Annotated in this window: 16 protein-coding genes; 8 read left to right on the top strand and 8 right to left on the bottom strand. The window is 36.2% G+C overall.

Going from position 1 to position 20,010, the window contains the following annotated elements:
- Positions 1 to 164: 164 nt before the first annotated feature.
- From HYG87_RS07565 to fen, 4 genes are all read left to right on the top strand, one after another.
- Positions 165 to 1,340: a homocitrate synthase family protein gene (locus tag HYG87_RS07565; protein WP_211532583.1), complete on the top strand. Its 1,176-nt coding sequence runs from the start codon at positions 165 to 167 to the stop codon at positions 1,338 to 1,340.
- Between the two features lie 90 nt (positions 1,341 to 1,430).
- On the top strand, positions 1,431 to 2,684 hold the full coding sequence (gene hacA, locus HYG87_RS07570) for a homoaconitase large subunit (protein WP_211532584.1): 1,254 nt from the start codon (positions 1,431 to 1,433) through the stop codon (positions 2,682 to 2,684).
- 63 nt (positions 2,685 to 2,747) lie between these two features.
- On the top strand, positions 2,748 to 3,284 hold the full coding sequence (locus HYG87_RS07575) for a chorismate pyruvate-lyase family protein (RefSeq protein ID WP_211532585.1): 537 nt from the start codon (positions 2,748 to 2,750) through the stop codon (positions 3,282 to 3,284).
- 13 nt (positions 3,285 to 3,297) lie between these two features.
- Complete coding sequence (fen, locus tag HYG87_RS07580) at positions 3,298 to 4,284, top strand: flap endonuclease-1 (protein WP_211532586.1); 987 nt, start codon at positions 3,298 to 3,300, stop codon at positions 4,282 to 4,284.
- Positions 4,285 to 4,307: 23 nt separating this feature from the next.
- Here the strand turns inward: fen and HYG87_RS07585 are convergent, their stop codons facing one another.
- The 6 genes from HYG87_RS07585 to HYG87_RS07610 all read right to left on the bottom strand — a co-directional run bounded on the left by HYG87_RS07585 (position 4,308) and on the right by HYG87_RS07610 (position 12,753).
- Positions 4,308 to 6,323, bottom strand: a complete 2,016-nt coding sequence (locus HYG87_RS07585) for an IGHMBP2 family helicase (protein ID WP_249164829.1) — start codon at positions 6,321 to 6,323, stop codon at positions 4,308 to 4,310.
- A 27-nt stretch (positions 6,324 to 6,350) separates the two neighbouring features.
- Positions 6,351 to 6,998 carry a DUF2119 domain-containing protein gene (locus HYG87_RS07590; protein ID WP_211532587.1) on the bottom strand — a complete coding sequence of 216 codons (648 nt, stop codon included), beginning with the start codon at positions 6,996 to 6,998 and terminating at the stop codon, positions 6,351 to 6,353.
- A gap of 38 nt (positions 6,999 to 7,036) precedes the next feature.
- Entirely contained in the window at positions 7,037 to 8,290 is a 1,254-nt protein-coding gene (gene ahcY / locus HYG87_RS07595) for an adenosylhomocysteinase (protein ID WP_211532588.1), read from the bottom strand.
- Positions 8,291 to 8,586: 296 nt separating this feature from the next.
- Entirely contained in the window at positions 8,587 to 10,779 is a 2,193-nt protein-coding gene (locus HYG87_RS07600) for a CDC48 family AAA ATPase (protein WP_211532589.1), read from the bottom strand.
- 248 nt (positions 10,780 to 11,027) lie between these two features.
- Positions 11,028 to 12,332, bottom strand: a complete 1,305-nt coding sequence (locus HYG87_RS07605) for a prephenate dehydrogenase (RefSeq protein ID WP_211532590.1) — start codon at positions 12,330 to 12,332, stop codon at positions 11,028 to 11,030.
- 58 nt (positions 12,333 to 12,390) lie between these two features.
- Positions 12,391 to 12,753 (bottom strand): hypothetical protein, encoded by a 363-nt coding sequence (locus HYG87_RS07610; protein ID WP_211532591.1) that lies wholly within the window; start codon positions 12,751 to 12,753, stop codon positions 12,391 to 12,393.
- A gap of 253 nt (positions 12,754 to 13,006) precedes the next feature.
- On the opposite strand from HYG87_RS07610, the gene HYG87_RS07615 reads away from it, so the two are divergent.
- Together HYG87_RS07615 and HYG87_RS07620 are read left to right on the top strand one after the other, a co-directional pair.
- Positions 13,007 to 14,068: an mRNA surveillance protein pelota gene (locus HYG87_RS07615; protein ID WP_211532592.1), complete on the top strand. Its 1,062-nt coding sequence runs from the start codon at positions 13,007 to 13,009 to the stop codon at positions 14,066 to 14,068.
- 87 nt (positions 14,069 to 14,155) lie between these two features.
- A complete protein-coding gene (locus tag HYG87_RS07620; protein WP_211532593.1) occupies positions 14,156 to 15,037 on the top strand; it encodes a cell wall biosynthesis protein in 882 nt (293 codons plus the stop codon).
- 10 nt (positions 15,038 to 15,047) lie between these two features.
- Here HYG87_RS07620 and HYG87_RS07625 read toward each other — a convergent pair whose 3' ends face one another.
- Positions 15,048 to 16,727: an ABC1 kinase family protein gene (locus HYG87_RS07625; protein WP_211532594.1), complete on the bottom strand. Its 1,680-nt coding sequence runs from the start codon at positions 16,725 to 16,727 to the stop codon at positions 15,048 to 15,050.
- Between the two features lie 187 nt (positions 16,728 to 16,914).
- On the opposite strand from HYG87_RS07625, the gene HYG87_RS07630 reads away from it, so the two are divergent.
- A complete protein-coding gene (locus HYG87_RS07630; RefSeq protein ID WP_211532595.1) occupies positions 16,915 to 17,973 on the top strand; it encodes a glycosyltransferase in 1,059 nt (352 codons plus the stop codon).
- A 166-nt stretch (positions 17,974 to 18,139) separates the two neighbouring features.
- Here HYG87_RS07630 and HYG87_RS07635 read toward each other — a convergent pair whose 3' ends face one another.
- Positions 18,140 to 19,453, bottom strand: a complete 1,314-nt coding sequence (locus HYG87_RS07635; protein ID WP_211532596.1) for an FAD-dependent oxidoreductase — start codon at positions 19,451 to 19,453, stop codon at positions 18,140 to 18,142.
- A 242-nt stretch (positions 19,454 to 19,695) separates the two neighbouring features.
- Here HYG87_RS07635 and HYG87_RS07640 point away from each other — a divergent pair, with 242 nt between their 5' ends.
- On the top strand, positions 19,696 to 19,950 hold the full coding sequence (locus HYG87_RS07640; RefSeq protein ID WP_211532597.1) for a HypC/HybG/HupF family hydrogenase formation chaperone: 255 nt from the start codon (positions 19,696 to 19,698) through the stop codon (positions 19,948 to 19,950).
- The last annotated feature ends 60 nt before the right edge of the window (positions 19,951 to 20,010 follow it).

Genomic DNA, 20,010 nt, shown 5'->3' on the forward strand with positions numbered 1-20,010 from the left:
GAAGATAACTGCAGTGATAATGTTTATAGTGCCTGATAAAGAAATTAGGAAATTAATTAAATTAAATTTCATAATATGTAACAATGTATACGCCAGGATAATGCTGGATTATTATTCAAATCAAATTCTTATAAAAAGAATATAAAAATTAAGGTGGGAAACACTTGAAATATTACGTTAGTCCTTTTAATAAGGAAGCTAAACTTAAATTTCCAAAAAATATCACTATATACGATACTACTCTTAGAGATGGAGAACAAACTCCCGGAGTTTGTTTGGGGACCCCTGAAAAATTAGAAATAGCCAAAAAATTAGATGAATTAGGAATTCATCAAATAGAAGCAGGTTTTCCAGTAGTATCCCAACAGGAAAAAAATTCAGTGCGCAGCATAGTAAATGAAAATCTGGATGCAGAAATACTGGTTTTGTCCCGTACCAAAAAAGAAGATATAGATGTGGCTATTGATTGCGGGGTGGATGGGGTAATAACCTTTATGGGAACTTCTGATTTGCATTTAGAACATAAATTGAAGCTCACCAGGGAACAGGCACTTAATGTATGTATGAAATCCATTGAATATGCCAAAGATCATGGGATATTTGTTGCATTTTCAGCTGAAGATGCCACCCGTACTGACCTTGATTTCTTAAAAAGAATTTATAAAAAAGCAGAAGAATATGGAGTGGATCGTATACATATTGCTGATACCGTGGGGGCTATTAATCCTCAGGGTATGGATTTTTTAATTAAAGAGCTAAGATCCCACTTAAAAACAGACATTGCATTGCACTGCCATAATGATTTTGGTATGGCCCTTTCTAACTGCATATCTGGACTTCTAGCTGGAGCAAACGCTATTTCTACTACTATGAATGGAATTGGGGAAAGAGCAGGGAATACTTCCTTAGAAGAAATGGTAATGGCCCTTAAGATAATGTATGGTGTGGATCTGGGATTCAATATAAAAGTCTTTTACGAACTTTCCCGTCTGGTAGAAAAGCATACCAAAATGGTGGTACCTCATAATAAGCCAATTGTAGGTCGAAATGTTTTCAGACATGAATCCGGCATTCATGTGGATGCCGTGATTGAGGAACCACTAACTTATGAACCTTTTTTACCGGAATTAATTGGCCATCATCGCCGAATAGTTCTGGGCAAACATTCCGGTTGCAGGGCGGTCAAGGCCAAATTGGAAGCATGTGGAATTGAAGTTTCAAAGGATGAACTATGTAAAATAGTGGAAGAAGTAAAAAAAAGTAGAGAAGAAGGCAGATATATAAATGATAAGCTCTTCAATCAAATTGTGAAGACGGTAAGGGGCCCTGTAGATTTATAATGATTAATTACCTTTTCAGGTATTTTAAATACTAAATTTTTATATAATTCCAAATTCTGGATTAGCCTGATTTGATAACGAGGAATAGAAATGAATATCACAGAAAAAATTTTAGCCAGGGCTGCAGGCAAAAAGGAAGTTTCTCCGGGAGAAATAATAGAAGCAGATATAGACCTGGCCATGACTCATGATGGAACTTCACCCCCTACCATTAAAACTTTTAATAAAATAGCAGAAAAAGTATGGGACCCTCAAAAAATAGTAATAGTGTACGATCATAATCTACCTGCTAATAATATAGGCTCTGCCGAATTTCAGCGCATAACTCGACTTTTTGCTCGGGATCAGAATATAACCAATTTTTATAATCATGGGGAAGGAATATGTCACCATGTTTTACCTGAAAAAGGCTTTGTAGAACCTGGAAAGGTAATTGTAGGGGCTGATTCTCATACCTGTACTTATGGGGCTTTTGGAGCATTTGCAACAGGTATGGGGGCAACTGATATGGCCCTGGTTTATGCAACAGGAAAAACATGGTTCATGGTTCCGGAATCTTATCGTCTGGAAATAAATGGATCTCTGAATTACCATACCACACCTAAAGATGTCATATTGAAGATAATTGGAGATATGGGGGTAGATGGTGCCACCTATAAATCAGTTGAATTTTGTGGAGAAACAATTGAGAGCATGGATGTTGCCGGCAGAATGACTATATGCAATATGGCAGTGGAAATGGGGGCCAAAAATGGCATAATGGAACCTAATAAACCCACTTTAGAATTCTTAAACGAAAGGATTTCCCACAAATTTCAGATTTATACCAGTGATCGTGATTATGAATATGAAAAAGAATACTATCTGGATGTAAATTCCATGGAACCTCAGATTGCTTGTCCCCATGATGTGGATAATGTTAAACCTTTAAATAATGTTAAAGGGACCCATATTGATCAGGCTTTTTTAGGGTCATGCACTAATGGCCGCTTGGAAGACCTGAAACAAGCTGCAGACATATTAAAAGGTAAAAGGGTCCATGATGATGTCAGGATGGTTGTAGTCCCTGCGTCAGCAGAGATATATAATCTTGCAATTCAAAAAGGAATAATAAGCATTTTCATAGAATCTGGAGCCATAGTTTGCAATCCGGGTTGTGGGCCGTGTTTAGGGGCTCATATGGGTGTTTTAGCCCCCGGAGAAGTAAGCATATCCACCACCAACCGTAACTTCAAGGGACGTATGGGTGACCCTGAATCAGAAGTTTACCTGGCAAATCCGGCGGTGGTTGCCTCTTCGGCAATCCAGGGGGAAATATCTGATCCTTCAGATTTTATTAAATAAAACACCTTTATTACATCCTGGATACCATCAAATTCAGGTTTTCTTTATTAAAGGGGGAAGTTAATGGATGTTAATGTAATGGACGAAGTTAATCGGCTGGAAAAAATTATGGGCACATTGTCCAATACTCAAAAGATTCTTTTGTCTACAGATGGTTCGGTAACCACTATTCTGGATGTTTTGACCGGTGGAAGAGTCAATATAAAAACACTAACTCAGGAATTCATACCTGCAGACCATAAAATATCCCGGGAGCTGGCTATTCCTCAGGGGGATACAGTTAACTATAGGGTGGTGGTTATTGGCCATGAGGATCCATTAATCCATGCCATATCATATATTCCCCTAAATAGGATTGATAATGATTTTAAAGAGGACATTATACGGGCAGATATCCCTATTGGAAGAATTTTAAAGAAACATCAAGTAGAATCCCGCCGTGAAATCAAATCAGTGAAACTGGAAGAACCTTCTGCGGATTTAAAAACAATTTTCAATACAAATTCCATGATGCTCACCCGAACCTATAATATCATTCATAATGATGAAATCCTCATTAGAATCAAAGAAACGTTTCCAGTAACTCTTTTTGATAAATAATCTGGTGTTTGCTATGGGAGTAAAATTTAAAGATATTATTTCTGCGGAAAAAATTATCATTAAAGATTTAGATGGTAAAATAGTGGCTATTGATGCTGCTAATAGTTTATACCAATTTTTATCCAGCATACGACAAAGAGATGGCACTCCTCTCATGGATGAGAGTGGAAGAGTAACTTCTCACTTAAGTGGAATACTTTACCGGACTTCTGCCCTGGTGGAAAAAGGTATAAAACCGGCATTTATTTTTGATGGAGTTTCTCACCAGCTCAAAGGAGACACTATTAGTAAAAGGATTGAAGTTCGGCGAGAATCAGAACAAAAATGGAAAAATGCTTTGGAAAAAGGCGAAATTGAAGAAGCCCGTAAATTTGCTGTTAGATCATCAAGAATGTCCCCTGAAATAGTTAAAAGTTCAAAGAAACTCTTAAATTTAATGGGAATTCCTTTTATCCAGGCTATTAGTGAAGGTGAAGCTCAAGCATCTTATATGGTTCAAAAAGGAGATGCATGGGCAGTTGCTTCTCAGGATTATGATTGTTTATTGTTTGGAGCCCCTCGTATAGTGAGAAATCTTACCATCAGTGGCAATTTAGCAGACCCTGAGCTTTTAAAACTGGATAATATCCTTAAAAATCTAAAAATATCCAGGGAACAACTCATAGACGTTGCTTTACTTGTTGGAACTGATTTTAATTCAGGTATAAAGGGTATAGGTGCTAAAAAAGGTATTAAAATAATAAAGAGCAATGAAAGTCTCTTAAATGCTATTGAAAATTTAAACCTGGATCTGGAATCAGACCCTCACATATTAAGGGACATTTTTTTAAAGCCAGAACTTAAGGATGATTATGAATTGAAATGGCATGCTCCTGATGAAGAAGGGGTAATTGATTTTTTATGTGGAGAACATAGTTTTTCAGAAGAAAGAGTCGCAGGGGCCCTTAAAAAATTAAAAAATCTGGATAGTACTCAAAAGAGTCTGGAAGACTGGTTTTAATAACTTTAAATCATTTATTATTCCTATTTTTTATTATTTATATGGATAAGATCCCGGGCATTTTCATAAAAATCGTGTTCTTGGAGGTACTCCCTGAATCGATTATAAGTGGGGTGGCTACCTAAGGTAGAAAAATCTCCTAGAATGATTAATTTTCTTTTTGCCCGTGTTAAACTCACATTAAACCTCCTCAAATCCTTTAAAAATCCTATTTCTCTTTTTTCATTGCTTCTGACCAGAGATATTATAATTATTTCTTTTTCCCGGCCCTGAAATCCATCAACAGTGTGCACCTCTGCAGGAGTGCGAGGATTGATTAGCTTTACCTGGTTATCATAGGGACTAATAATGCCCACCGCTTCGGATTTTATACCACTTTTTATCATGATATTTGCGATAATAATGGTTATATCGGCTTCTATAATATTTTTTATGGAGGTTGAGCCAGGGGATCGCTTTTCTTGATGATGAGGTAGACTGCAGGTATCTAAAAATAACAAAGGTTGTGGACTTAAAATCTTTTTTATTAAATCCTCAAATTTTTTATTCACAGATGTATTCTCTTCTGGATTTTTTAATCCCAGATCAGCCATATTAATTTTTTCCACTTTTTTTGAGGCCTTAATTTCATTTTCATAAAATTCCTGATTAGGGAATTGCATTAACACCGGATTCATCCGGTACTGAATATTTAACATACGTGATTTTTCAGGATAAATTCTAATTAACTCCTCAAAAAGAGTTTTTTCTAAGGGCTTGCATTGCGGGTTTAATATGGTGGGTGGTAGCTGGCGATGATCTCCCGCTAAAATAAATCTTCTAGCTTTAGAAATGGGTATGAGGATGCTGGGTATGGTGCTTTGTGATGCTTCATCCACCACCACCACCTGAAACTTAATACCCTTTAGATAATCAAGTGCAGCAGACGAATTGGTACATAAAACCACTTCACTTTTTTTAATAATGTCGGCTACTATATTTGATTCTATCTTTCGAAGTTTAAGATGGTACTCATCCACCTTTTTATTTAACTCTATCCATCGGGCCATGGATATTATCACATTAGGGGATATTCCTCTAATACCTCTTCTTTTAACGGCATTTAACATTATTTGGGTATCACTAAGACCTCTTTTTAATCCAGGGGAAGGTTTATGGTTTTGGTCCCTTTTAGATATTATTTTTTCAATTTCTTTTTCTATTTCCTTTATTTTAGAGCGCTGAGGATGATTTTCAACTTTATAGGCCAGTGTTTTTTCTATATTTTTACGGGATACTCTTTGGGGATGGCCCAGGCGCACAGAATTTATATCATCCCCTAAACCTTCAACCAGATTATCCACTGCAGTATTGCTTTCTGCGGTAGCCAGAACTTTATGGCCTCTTTTTATTTCTTGAACAATTATTTCTTGCAGTGTTCTGGTTTTACCTGTTCCAAAAGGCCCGTGTATTAAAAAAAAATCATCACTGTTCATTGCCATAGAAATAGCTGTTTTTTGAGAGGCATTAAGATTTTTATCAATATCTAATGATTTTGATGATTCAGGTACTTCCCGGGAATAAGATTTTATGGGATTCAAGAAAAATTGCAGGGCTTTTTTAGTGGGAAGATTCAACTTTTCCAGATTTTCTATCATTCTCCGGAAAGTTATATCATTAACATATAAATCAACCCTTATTTCTTTTAAAGCCCACCGGGGGACTTTTTCCAGGGCCACTATTATAAAACGGTTTCCCTTTTCAGTTACAGTTCCGGTGAGTTTACTTTTAGCAGGATCTCCCTTACTTATAAGAACCAGATCCCCGGCATTTATTTCAGTTTTGAATTGAGATTTCCTGCCATATTTTACCAGATTAAAACCTAATTCCTTTCCGGTTATCTTTCCATTAAGGTGGTTTATAGCCCGGCCCACCTTTTCTCTTTTTAGGGGAGAGAGATATTTAATCTCCCTTAACATGGCATTTATTTCTGCTTTTTTTTCTAATTCCACCAGATTAATCAGCTGCTTTATGTAATTATCAATACTAATTTTTCCCACTCCAATTAAAAAAAATCAGGTTATAAATTAAAAAGGAGGGTATTCTCCAAAAAAAGCACGAGCATATTCCCGGGCTTTTTCTACCTGCAGCGGATACTTTTTACTCATTTTTTTTTCCAGATTTTTCCGGGTACTGGAAGCGGCCAGGGTTTTTAAAAGTTTTGTATACAATTCCAGTGATAAATCGGGATGAGGTGCAGGTTCTAAATCCATATAATTATTTTCTTTATGAATACAGGGCATTTCCAGGGTTAAACAAACATCTTCTCTTTTAAATAAACTGGTGCGTATATGAGGTGAGACCGAACCAATAAGCACTCTTTTTTCCAGCTCTATTAAGGGGGGAACCCCTATCCTTTTTTGACGTTGTAGATCTGTTAATCTATTATAACTATCCGGCCGGTAACAATGGGGTTCCACATACACTTCAGGTTTATAATGGTGTATCAGTTCCACTATATATTTCCCTAAGGGAGTATGGTAGTATCCTTTATCCAGGGTGGAAATGTATTTAGTTGCATCACAATTGTATATTATCAGTTTTCCCTTTTTAACATCAGAACTCTGAATTTTTTTTAAGGCATGGATTGTGGTTAAACCTTCCCTACCATGCACACCACCTACAAAAAGCCGGACAGGACCTTCTCCTTTATCAATAAGGCGGAAAAAACTCATTATAACTCCATATATGCTTTTATTTTAAAAGAAGAAATTCAGGTTCCTTCATCCCAATTATTTAGATATTCTATTTGGCGGGAACTCAACTCATCAATTTCCAATCCCATGGCTTTAAGTTTTAGCTGGGCTATATGGAAGTCAATTTCATCTGGAGCTCTTAATACTCCGGGATCCACTTTCTCATCTAACAAGTATTTTGCAGAAAGAGCCTGCATGGAGAAACTAAGATCCATGATTTCTGCAGGGTGTCCCTGGGCTTTTTCAGTAGCTAAATTAACCAGACGACCTTCAGCCATTAGATAAAATCTTCTTCCATCCTTCATTAAAAACTCTTCAATATCTTCTTTAACTTTTGTATGGGACTGGCAAATTTCCACCAGATGGTCCCGATTGATTTCCACATTGAAGTGCCCGGAATTAGCCATGATACAACCGTCTTTCATATTCTGGAAATCTTCTCCCGAGACCACATCAATATTTCCAGTAGCAGTAATCAGGATATTCGCATGTTTAACTGCTTCTAAAACTTTCATTACTCTGAATCCATCCATCTTTGCTTCCAGTGCCCTTATAGGATCAATTTCAGTTACTATTACATTTGCTCCCAGACCTGAGGCGCGCATGGCAATTCCACGACCACACCATCCATATCCGCAAACTACGGCAGTTTTACCTGCAATAAGCATGTTGGTAGCACCCATAATAGAATCAAAGGTGGACTGACCGGTACCATATCTGTTATCAAATAAATATTTGGTATAGGCATCATTTACTGCCATAACTGGAAATTCAAGTGCATTATCTTTGGCCATGGCTTTTAATCGGTGAATTCCTGTGGTGGTTTCTTCACAAGCACCTTTTAATTTTTCAATAAGTTCCCTTCGCTCTCTATGGACCAAAAATATCATATCTGCCCCGTCATCAATAAGAATATCCGGCTGGTGGTCCAATACCCGGTGGATGTTTTGATAGTATTCTTCAGTATTTTCCCCTCTCCAACCATACATATTCAATCCCAAAGCAGCACCTGCTGCTGTGGCATCATCCTGGGTCGATAATGGGTTACATCCAGTCATGGCCACTTCTGCCCCTCCAGCTTGAAGTGTGAGGCCTAAATTTATAGTTTTAGGTTCTAAGTGTAAGCAAGAAGCAATAGTTATCCCTTCAAAAGGTCGGGTTTTTTCAAATTCTTTTTTAATATGCTCCAGAACCGGCATATGATTCTGAACCCATTTTATCTTTTTTTTACCCTGAGGGGCCAGGGACATGTCTTTTACTTCATAGGGCATTATATCACCATTTATTTATAATTATCAGATATATTCAATATAACAATATTCAAAATAGTTAATTAAGTTGAATTTAATTTATTAATATTAAATAAATTTCTTAGAATTTATAATATACTGATTTGAAAAGTTAGATTAATATAACTTTGTTTTTAAGATTATAATCTGGTAGATTAAGCTATTTAATCAAATAATAAAAATAATATTTAATTTAATCAATATTTTTTCATTTAAAAATAAAAAAAATGAAGAGATTTTTAAAATAAAAAATAACCTCTTCTTATAAATCAACCACTTTAATGGTACTGCACCAGATCTTCTTCTCCAGATTTAGGCTTAACCTTTTCCATGGCCTTTTTGAAATATTTCATTTCAACCGTTTCTGCTTTTAAATTATCCCTTAAAGTTAGCATGGCGGCTTCTCTACATACTGATTCAATATCTGCTCCGACATATCCGTCTGTTTTTTGGGCGAGTTTTTCAATATCCACATCATCTGCCAGGGGCATTTCTTTAGTGTGTACTTTGAAAATTGCCAGTCTACCCTCTTCATCAGGATCATCTACTTTAATATGCCTATCAAATCTTCCGGGCCTTAAAAGTGCCGCATCAAGCATATCTGGTCGATTTGTAGCAGCAATAACTGCTACATCCTGTAATTCTTCCAGACCGTCAATTTCAGTTAGTAACTGATTAACCACTCTTTGAGTCACTCCAGAATCTGAACTGGAACCACTACGGGTGGAGGCAATGGAGTCTATTTCATCAAAGAATATCACTGTAGGGGCGGTTTGCCTGGCCTTACGGAATACTTCCCTTACACCTTTTTCAGATTCACCCACCCATTTTGAAAGCAGTTCTGGGCCTTTAACTGCTATGAAATTGGATTGACTTTCATTGGCCACTGCTTTTGCCAGTAATGTTTTACCAGTTCCAGGGGAACCGTAAATTAGAACGCCTTTGGGGGGGCGCACTCCAAACTTTTCAAAACTTTCTGGATACTTAAGGGGCCATTCCACCGCTTCTTGTAGTTCTTGTTTGGCACTTTGGAGACCTCCAATATCATCCCATTTAATATCAGGGACTTGAACCAGCACTTCTCTTAAAGCTGATGGTTGAATTTCTTTAAGAGCCTCTTTAAAGTCAGATTTGTTTACAATCATCTTTTTTAAGGTCTCTTTTGGAATTTCTTCATCTGCTTTTATATCAGGTAATACTCTGCGTAAAACCCGCATGGCAGACTCTTTACAAAGGGATTCAAGGTCGGCTCCAACAAATCCATGGGTAATGTCCGCTATCTCATCCAGATCCACGTTATCATCCAGAGGCATGCCTCTGGTGTGTATCTGGAGGACTTCATTTCTTTCTTCTTTATCAGGAACCCCTATTTCTATTTCCCTATCAAATCTACCAGGTCTTCTTAAGGCCATATCCAGTGCATCTGGTCGATTAGTAGCTCCAATCACTACTACCTGGCCTCTGGATTTCAGGCCATCCATTAAGGTTAGTAATTGAGCTACGATCCTTCTTTCTACTTCTCCACTAACTTCTTCTCTTTTGGGAGCAATAGCATCCAGTTCATCAATAAATATGATGGAGGGGGCATTTTCTTCTCCTTCTTCAAAGAATTCCCTTAATCTCTCTTCAGATCCACCCACATATTTACTCATAATCTCTGGGCCATTGATGGTTATAAAATGGGCATCACTTTCATTGGCTACTGCTTTTGCCAGCAATGTTTTACCTGTTCCAGGTGGGCCGTGCATCAGCACACCTTTAGGGGGAGAAATTCCCAGCCTTTCAAAGAGTTCTGGGCGCTTCAGGGGGATTTCTATCATTTCCCTTACTTTTTTCACTTCTTCTTTGAGACCACCAATGTCTTCATAGGTCACATCCACCAAATTTTTAACCCCTTCTATTTTAGATAAATCCACCGGGCTGGTTTGGACTTCTACCTCACTTTGGGGGGTTACTTTTACTACTCCGGCTGGCTTGGTGGAGACAACTGCCAGCTTAATCTCACCCAGGGGGGAAACATCACCCATTTCTCGGAAAAATTCGTCAAAAAGTCCTCCTCTTACGGGTTTTTGTTGTCTAAATCCAGAAATAATGATATCTCCCTGTGCCAGGGTTCTGTTAATAAAAGCAGACCTTACATCTCCTCTTATAATGATTTCTTGATCTACAGGGGCCAGCACAATCTTTTTTGCTTCTTTTACATCGGCTCTTTTAACACTTACTTCTTCTCCAATGGATGTTCCTGCATTTTTCCTCATGTATCCATCTATTCTGATTATTCCCAGACCGATATCTGATTGTGATGATACTACTGTTGCTGCAGTAATCTTTTTACCCTCTATTTCTATTATATCTCCATCTAGAAGGTCTAATTTTTCCATACATGCTGGATCAATTCGTGCTATAGAACGACCTACATCTGATTGAGCTAAAGCCTCTGCAACTTTTAACTTCATATTTTTATTTTCCATAAACAAACACCCCACTTTTGGTTACTACTTGGCTATTATTTATTATTTTTATTGGAAATAATTCTTTGTATCAAAATCATTCTTTTAGTAAACTTTGGTTACTATAATAAAGAAGTAATTTATAATATATAAATGTTTCGGTAACTATTAATAACATGTCATAAAATTTATAATTAAAACAAATTTTGAGATTCATATATATGAAAATAGCTAATTTAACTTAGTATAATATAAAAAAAATCGATAAGCTACCTTATTTTAGCTCCAAAACCTTTAATCAGTTTTTCCACTTCTTTAATTTTAGTTCTCTCCAGAACTTTAATTCGAAATGTCATGCTGATCATTCCTTCATTAATAGGGGGGCCCTGATAGGTATCAAGGATCTTTACCTGGATTATTCCGTCTAAACTTTCTAAAACTGAAGAAATAACTTTTGAATCACTTGAATTGGGAAAAACTGCAGAAATGTCATATTCTCTACTATCCTGGTTATTTATTTTCCAATTCCACATTTGTTTTGAATCGAGGATTTCAATATTGGAAATTTTAAGCATTATATTCCGTTTTCCTGTTTTCAAAAGGAGAAAATCCGGTTCAAGAGATTTTAAAATACCAATATGGACTTTACCAGAATATATATGCCTTAATCCTACTTCTTTACCAATTGATTTTTTTAATATAATTATTTCTTGATTTAAAGCAGATATGGCTTTATCTGATCTTCCCAGAGCTGCTTCCAGATCATTAAGATTTTTAGCAGCTGAACTCATAGCTTCAACAAATTTATCCTGGTTTTTAACATCTAAATCCTTTTCTAAATCCTTAACCGTCTTTATAAATGCACTGCGAGCTTTATTAGCGTATTGGTTTTGTGTCTGGATGGAGTAAGCCAGATAAGGATTCTGAGCCACTATCCGGGATATGGTATCCACCATCAAATTATAAATAGGACTGGCAAATTTACGGGATTCTTTCACATTAACTTCCAGCTTTTCAATGGTAGAAGCAATAGAAATATAGGCAAAATGAGTTAATACCTGCACCACGCTCATCATTTCATCATGCTTTTTCGGGGTGGTAACTAAAACTCGAACTTTTTCATCTTCAAGGAAATCTAAAACCCTTTTAAACCAGCCATTTTTTTGCAAAGGGGTTAAAACAACTACCTGGCCTTCCAGAGAGCGAATACGAGGACCAAACATGGGATGGGTTGGTAGAAAGTCCACCCCTTCTTTAATTAAATCTTGCATTAAATAGGAGGGCATTTCTTTTACAGAAGTAACATCCATAATTAGGGAACCTTTTTTCAGGGAAGGGGCTACTTCTCTAATCACATATTCAGTATGTTCTATTGGTACGGCAATAATCACCACTCTACATTGAGAAGCTGCTTTTTTATTATCGGGACAATATTCCACTCCTATTTCACGGGCAATTTTAGTCCCGAAATCAGAATCACGACTGGTAATAACAATTTCAAATTTTTTTGATTTTAAATACTGGGCAATCCACCTTCCCAGCCCCCTGGTACCACCTATAATCGCAATCTTCATTTTTATCACAATTTAATAATATTATTATAATCATGCAATTAAATAGTTTATAGGGCTCCTAGTAACCGGGACCATCTCTGGCAACTTTAGTAGCTATATATCCTCCCAGGGCCCCTAGAGCCATGCTCAATAAACATATTAATGTCAATCCCACTAAAAAACCTCCAAAATCAAAGTTTACCAGTCCTGAAACTCTTGAAGGCAATTCGGGATTTACTATAAACCCGTAGGAGAAAAATAAAACTCCTAAAATTAAAGAAGCAATTAACCCTACTGCGGTACTCCTTTCTTCATAATTAGTTAGATAAGTGGCTAAAAATCCAGTAAAAGTGAAGGTGAAAATCGCATCTAAAAAAATCGAAAGAATAATTCCGGCAATAATACTCATGAAAACTGCAAAAGTGGAACTTTGATTGGCCATAGCGACATTACTCCTGTTTTAAATCATATAAAACTTAAGTGGTACAGAATAAATTAGGGTTCTTATAATATAGTTATATTAAATCTAAGCTTAATATTTAAGTTGTGATATGAGGTTATAAAAATACTTTTAAAACTCGAAATTACTAAATTATTAATAAAGATTATTCAAAATAATAAATGCCTTTAAATTAACATTATTTAGCTAATTATAAAGAAATGGATATTTAAAATTTGCTACAGGGGGCATTATAATGCGAATTACTTATCAGGATAAAAAAAGAGGAATCATAGAACTGATGCCTGAAACCCTGGATGATTTATGGCACTTATCACATATAATTGAAGAGGGAGACGTATTATCTTCAAAAACAACTCGTAGAATTCAGGATACTACTGGAGATAAATTAAGAAGTGACCGTGGAATAAAAAAAACGTTTTATTTAGGGATACGCGTAGAAATCATTAATTTTCATATGTATACTGGTCAATTGCGAACCACAGGAATCATTGTAAAAGGTCCAGAGGATTTAATTCCTTTAGGGTCTCACCATACTCTGGAGATAAAATTAAATGTCTCCATACGTATAAAGAAAAATAAATGGAGTAAATGGACTCTTAAAAGACTAAAACAAGCTATAGAATCTTCGAAAAAGTTATCTGCTATAATACTGGTTCTGGAAGATGATGTGGCCGACATGGGGTTAATTCGCCAATATGGGGTGGAGTATTATGGTCCTATTGTGGGGAATATATCTGGAAAAAGAATTGTAGAAAAAGATAGAAGAAAAAATGTGATTAATTTTTATGAAAAGATTGTTGAGGCCCTGAAAAAATTTAAAGAAGTGCAGAATTTGCTTATTGCTGGTCCGGGATTTGTTAAAAGTGATTTCTATTCTTATTTAAAAGAAAAATATCCTGAAATTGCAAAAAATTCTATTTTGGAGAGCACTGGAACTGGGGGCAGGGTAGGAATATCTGAAATTTTAAAAAAAGGCACCATAGAGAAGATGACTTCTGAAAACCGTGTGGCAGGGGAAATGAGATCGGTAAACAAAGTACTAGAAAAAATAGCTAAATCATCCCCTAAAGTAGTTTACGGTAAAAAGATGGTTATTAATGCAGTAAATGCTGGAGCTGCAGAGGAATTACTTATTCTGGATAAAATGGTGCGCCAGGAAAACATGGAAAAGACCATGGACATAGTGGAAAATATGAAGGGCAAAGTTACCATGGTAAGCAGTGAACACGAAGGCGGAAAACAACTGGAGGCTCTAGGTGGAATGGCCGCACTTTTGAGATATGGTATCAACTAAAAAATCGAAAATAAATAATGAGGGATACTAATCATGTCCTGAAAATTTTTTAAAGGCCGGACTATAATTAATTACAGGTTAAATAAAATGTATAACGCGATTATAGGAGCATTAATTTTATCAACATCACTAAGTATTATTCTGGCTTTGATATTGACTAAACTGGGAGAAAAAAACCGGGCTGGAAATTTATATGTGATGGTGCGGGGAGGAACTCCTCGAGCAGTTGGTTTAGCACCATTTATAACTTTACTATTATTTTTACCATACCCTTTTAAAGACTTAGTGGCAGTAATGGGTATTTTGGCCTTTTTAGACGATGTTTTAGGCAGAAAAAAATCATCCAGAATCCCGGTAGAATGGGGTCAGATTTTCCGGGGGATGGGTATGATACTGGTTGTGATTATAGGTTATCCCTATCTGGGAATAGCAGCTATACTTGTGGCTTTAATGATTCAACCCATGAATATTGCAGATATGCAGCCGGGATCTGCATGTAGTAGTATAATTGCAATGTCCTTATTGGTAATATTTTTAATGATCTTCCAGGGCAACACCACTTTTTTACTTGTTCCTTCCCTCTTGCTGGCGGTGTGTGTGGGATATGCTCCTTTAGATTATAAAGGTAAAGTTATGCTGGGTGAAGTGGGAAACCATTCTATGGCCATTGTACTGGGACTGTCTTTTTTCTTATTAGGTGGTTTAAGTGGATTAACAATAATGTTTCTGGTTAATGTTATTTGGATAGCATTTCTACGTCGCAAAAATCTCCATATATTCCTGGAAAAGAAACTTTCAATTAAAAATCCCACCGGGGGGGATTATTTTATGGATGTACTCACCGGTGGAGGTATGGTGGATTTAATTAGAAAAATAGTACTTAAGAATAAACAAATAATCATTAAAAATCGATTTTTAATAAAATTAGGTTTCAGGAGACTATTATATAATCCATTTGCCCGGGAATAATTTTTAATTTTTATATTTTTCTCATTCTAATTATGGATATAATCAGGGCCAGTGCAATTAAAAAACTAACTAAAAACCCTACTATTCCTAAATATGGAAAATTTTGGAGTATTAAAGCTTCATTAGGCATAATAACTAAAGAAGATCCAATTATCAGGGATGAGATGAGCAAAGCCATTGATATACGGTTGGTAATTCTTTCCAGGGTTTCAGTAAACTTATCCAGGTCTTTGTGTTCCAGTTCCATTTTAAAATTACCCTTTTCCAGCCTCATTAAACTGCGAGTTATACTCTGGGGCAAATCACGATAAATATGTTCCAGATTAATAAGGGCACTGGTGGTGTTATCTAAACGGCGTAAAGGATTTAAACGATCTTTAATAAGCCTTTTGACCATTTTTTTGGCTATGTGCAGACCATTAAAATTAGGATCCAATCTTTGCCCCAGGTCTTCTGCCATACTCATCACTCTTCCCAGCAAAATAAAGTCCCGGGGAACTCTAATTTTATGTTTAATAAGCAGGGTAGGCATACTGAATTCACTCATCAGTTCCCCCACCTGATTCATATCTGCCCCATAGTAACGATCCAGCAAATCCATAAGATCATATTTGAGTGATTCTATATCTGTGCTATCTGATATCATATTCATGTACTGCAACTGGTTTATCATTCCTTTGACATCATAGTTTACCATAAAAACAAAAAGTTCTGCCAGGTTATCTCTGAAATCCTGATCAAGGTTGCCCATCATACCAAAATCTATAAAACAAAGCACATTACCATTTTGAACCAGTATATTTCCGGGATGGGGATCGGCATGGAAAAAACCATTTATAAATATTTGCTTGAAATAACATTCTGCTCCTCTTTCTGCTATGGTCCGGGCATTGAATTTTATTTCAGAATCAATAATTTCGGTTAGTTTGACCCCCTCCACATATTCCATGGTAAGAACCCGGAGGGTGGAAAACTCCCGATAAATCGCCGGAGCATAAACTGTTTCATCATCCTCAAAAGAAGCCCGGAACCTTTCAGCATTATTTGCTTCCTGATTGTAATCAAGTTCTTTTTTTATAGCCCTTTCAAATTCATCCACTATTCCCGGAAGGTTATAATATTTAAGGCTGGGCATGCGTTGATCAACCATTCCAGCCAGATAGCGCATGATAATTATGTCCTTATTAATTTGATCCACTATTCCCGGGCGCTGAACTTTTACCGCGACTCTTTCACCATTTTTTAGTATGGCTTCATGAACCTGACCAATTGATGCAGAAGCAACAGGTACTTCTTTAAATTCTATAAATGTTTCTTCAAATGGATTATTTAATTCCTGTTCCACCACTCTTTTTACTTCAGTAAAATCAAAAGGAGTAGCTTCGTCCTGCAATTTAGATAGTTCTTCTGCAATATCCTTACCAACCAGATCAGGACGGGTACTTAAAACCTGCCCTAACTTGACAAAACTGGTTCCTAACTCTTCCATAACCAGACGGACCCTTTCGGGAACACTACTATCAAACTCTTCTTCAGGATCCCTTAAATGCAGATTCAAAGTAAAAAATAACTTATTTCTCAGCCCTAAATCGTCCAGAACATTTCCAAACTGGTATTTTGCCAGAACGCTAACAATTTCTTTGATTCTGTTCATATCTGGCCTTTTAGATTCAAATGGACTGAATTTCATATTAAATTAATATCTTCTTAATTAATATAATACTTTAGTTAAATGTGGGCTAATTAATTAAAATCATTTATATCTGATAAGGGGAATATTTTCACCAAAACGGTAAATATATTTTCAGTTATCCTCAGAATAACGGCATATAATTAAATGATTAACCCGAATAAAGTTCCTATAAAGAGGTGTTTTAATGAAAGCATTACTCATGGTCACTGGTCGTGGAATGGGAGGCGATGCAGTCACGGCCCTTAATATTTCAAAAGCATTAACCAAAAAAGGAGTAAAGTGTGAATTTGTATTAGATCGTAGTGCACCGGGCATACTACTGGAAAAAAATGGTATCAAATGGCACAAAATCCGCATACCTCAAGCAGGAGGACATGCAGCCACCAAACTTAAATTGACCAAAGCTGGTCTTAAAACTTCAATCGCGGCCATGGAGGCAGTTAAAGTCATTAGAAAATCTAAAGCGGATGTTGTAGTGGGAGTAATTGGTGGGGGAGCTATAATTGGGTGCATTTCTGCTAAAATAGCCCGGGTACCGGGGGTGGGTGTACTTAATACTCCTACTGATACCAGGGTATGCACCCGGCTTAATGCCAGCATAATCCTTCCAGAATCAAACATATTTTCACAAGATTCCCTTCCTGAAAATTTATATAAATGTTATGGTCCTGTAAATCCTGATATAATAGCGGGAAACAAAGAAGAAGCACTAAAAAAAATGCCGGAATCTTTTGACCCTACAAAAAACACAATTATTTTTTCCTCAGGGTCTTCTTTATTTGAAATGATGGCCCAGGCTGCAAAAAATATTTCTCTAGGTGAAATTGATGCTAATATCCTGGTGGTGGGCCATCCCCTGAAAGAGGAATTCTTAAATTTATTCCAAAATACCAATATAATTTATCTGGGCTATGTGGACTGGGTGAATGATTTACTAAATTTAGCCGATGTGGCGGTGCTATCTGATGATGGGGTAATGATTCACGAAGCCATAGCTTGCAAAGTACCTATAGTGGCTTTAAATGGAGTCAAGTATGGTAGATATCATAATATGTCCCGTATCTTTCCCGGGGCACTAATGGAATCGTCACTGGAAAATTTGCAGGATACCTTAAAAGAAGCCCTATCTCATATAGGGGCCATGAAAAAACAGGCCCAGAAATATGGGGACGATGTTCTCCATTCAGCAGATAAAATTGCGGATATTGTTATGGAGGAGGCTAAAAAAGGAAGAAGAAAATAAGTAAATCCCCATACCTTATAAATTCTTTTTATCATCTGGCTATCTTTTCTTTAAACTGATTTTCACCGGAGTCCGGAACCCTTTCATAAGTCCTCTAAAAAAAAAGGTTTCACATCTTTAAACTTTTAAAATTTTATCTTCAATTTTAGATTTTATTCCACAATCCTTAATATTTGGCAAAAAAGCGCATTAATTTATAAATGGAATCTGTGGAAGGATGAGTTTCCACAAAATGATCAAAATCATAAGTTTTACGGTGAATTCTCATTAAAAGGGATAGATAGGCCATATTATAACGGGCACCAGGGGCAATGGAGGATAATTCCTGGATTGAGCCGGTTTCAATATCCACCATGGTTTTTGTAAATCCTGTGTTACTTGATAAGACTCTCCAGAATGATCCAGGACCTGCAGAACCAGGTATTTTACCTTCAACCATCTGGGAATAATTTTCTCCATCAAGGGAGGACTTTTTTCCGGAACTTAAAAAAGCGACATCATAATCCAGGGAAATAGCATATGGTAAGTGCTCATAATTAGCTTTTTTTTCAATACCGGCTGCATTATGGGCGGCTACAATTCCTTCCATGCGGGCTACCGGCGTAGTTCCCATCCCTCCTATTACATCACCAGCGGCATATATTCCTGGAGCACTGGTTTCCATCCTTTCGTTTACAACTATTTCTCCTCTTTTTCCAGTTATTACTAAATCTGAAACTAATTGGGAGTTAGGAACAATTCCAGTGGCCAAAAGAACCAATCCTTCCATTTGTCCCCGGGAAGTAAGGGCACCCGACCTGGTTATTTTAGTAGTATCTACTTTTTCATGGATTTTTATGTCTTTTAAGAGGTTTTTAACCACATATTCTTTAACTTCTTGATCTAAATTACTTAAAAAGTTATTTCTACATAGAATATGTACTTCTGAACCCATAGAAGAGAATATGGATGCAAATTCAGTAGCAATTATTCCACTTCCCACTATTAATAATTTTTCAGGAACTTCCTCCAGATTCAGTATATCCTGATAAGTTATGGCATTTTCAGCACCGTCTATAGGTGGTATAAATGGCCGGCCCCCGGTGGCTATTATTAATTTATCATATTCTATAGGTTCTCCCTCAACATACAGCAGCCCTTTTTGAAAATAAGCAGGAGCATAAATAATTTTAACACCTGCTTCCAGAGTTTCTTTCTCTGTAATATGCCTTATTTTACTTAAAGTGGTTTTTATTCCATGGGCCATGTTTTTATATGAAAATTTATAGTTTAATTTTAGGACTTCCTGGTTTTGAAAGTTAGCTGCATCATTCAGGAACCGGGCTACATCATTTAGCCCACAAACAACCATACATCCTTTATTAAGGCAGGTTCCTCCTAGATCGGATTTTTCTATAAGAATTACTTCATTTTCCAATCTGGCTAATTCTAAAGCTGCTGCTCTTCCGGCGGGCCCACCACCAATAATTACCATTTTCATTTTTATAACCTGCAATTTTCCCCATATTTAATAATTTAATACTACTTTTTAGAATCCTCTTCTTACATATCTTTATATGTAAGTTTCTTTACTAAAAATTATATTAACTTATCTTAAATTTTTGAACTACATGTAATAAACGTGTTACAGATTGTATGTGAATTTTAAAATTTAAAGATTAGGGACTTCTCAGGTCTTCATATTCTTTAAAATTGTTTTATAAAAATTGGAGAGATATTTAAATGTGCATTGCGGCACCTGCTCAAATAATTGAAATCAATGATGATGATAAAATTGCTGTTGTGGATTTTGGCGGAGTTAGACAGCAAGTAAAACTGGATTTAGTAGAAAACGTAGAAGAAGGACGATATGTTTTAGTCCATTCTGGATATGCCATTGAAGTTATGAGTGATCAAGCTGCCAAAGAATCTTTAGAAGCATGGGATGAACTTTTAAAGGCTTTGGACGAAGAAGACAAATACCAGTCAACTCAATAGCTCCTATTTTTGTTGAAACAAATTATTTTATTTTATTTTTTTTATAGATCTCTAAAAAGT

The sequence above is a fragment of the Methanobacterium alkalithermotolerans genome (assembly GCF_018141185.1).
Lineage (GTDB): Archaea > Methanobacteriota > Methanobacteria > Methanobacteriales > Methanobacteriaceae > Methanobacterium_F > Methanobacterium_F alkalithermotolerans.

Coding starts and splice junctions, on each gene's coding strand:
- hacA (WP_211532584.1), top strand. CDS start 1,431: ATGAATATCACAGAAAAAATTTTAGCCAGGGCTGCAGGCAAAAAGGAA.
- HYG87_RS07635 (WP_211532596.1), bottom strand. CDS start 19,453: ATGAAAATGGTAATTATTGGTGGTGGGCCCGCCGGAAGAGCAGCAGCT.
- HYG87_RS07600 (WP_211532589.1), bottom strand. CDS start 10,779: ATGGAAAATAAAAATATGAAGTTAAAAGTTGCAGAGGCTTTAGCTCAA.
- HYG87_RS07610 (WP_211532591.1), bottom strand. CDS start 12,753: ATGGCCAATCAAAGTTCCACTTTTGCAGTTTTCATGAGTATTATTGCC.
- HYG87_RS07630 (WP_211532595.1), top strand. CDS start 16,915: ATGAAAGCATTACTCATGGTCACTGGTCGTGGAATGGGAGGCGATGCA.
- HYG87_RS07640 (WP_211532597.1), top strand. CDS start 19,696: ATGTGCATTGCGGCACCTGCTCAAATAATTGAAATCAATGATGATGAT.
- ahcY (WP_211532588.1), bottom strand. CDS start 8,290: ATGCCCTATGAAGTAAAAGACATGTCCCTGGCCCCTCAGGGTAAAAAA.
- HYG87_RS07620 (WP_211532593.1), top strand. CDS start 14,156: ATGTATAACGCGATTATAGGAGCATTAATTTTATCAACATCACTAAGT.
- HYG87_RS07575 (WP_211532585.1), top strand. CDS start 2,748: ATGGATGTTAATGTAATGGACGAAGTTAATCGGCTGGAAAAAATTATG.
- fen (WP_211532586.1), top strand. CDS start 3,298: ATGGGAGTAAAATTTAAAGATATTATTTCTGCGGAAAAAATTATCATT.
- HYG87_RS07615 (WP_211532592.1), top strand. CDS start 13,007: ATGCGAATTACTTATCAGGATAAAAAAAGAGGAATCATAGAACTGATG.
- HYG87_RS07625 (WP_211532594.1), bottom strand. CDS start 16,727: ATGAAATTCAGTCCATTTGAATCTAAAAGGCCAGATATGAACAGAATC.
- HYG87_RS07605 (WP_211532590.1), bottom strand. CDS start 12,332: ATGAAGATTGCGATTATAGGTGGTACCAGGGGGCTGGGAAGGTGGATT.
- HYG87_RS07590 (WP_211532587.1), bottom strand. CDS start 6,998: ATGAGTTTTTTCCGCCTTATTGATAAAGGAGAAGGTCCTGTCCGGCTT.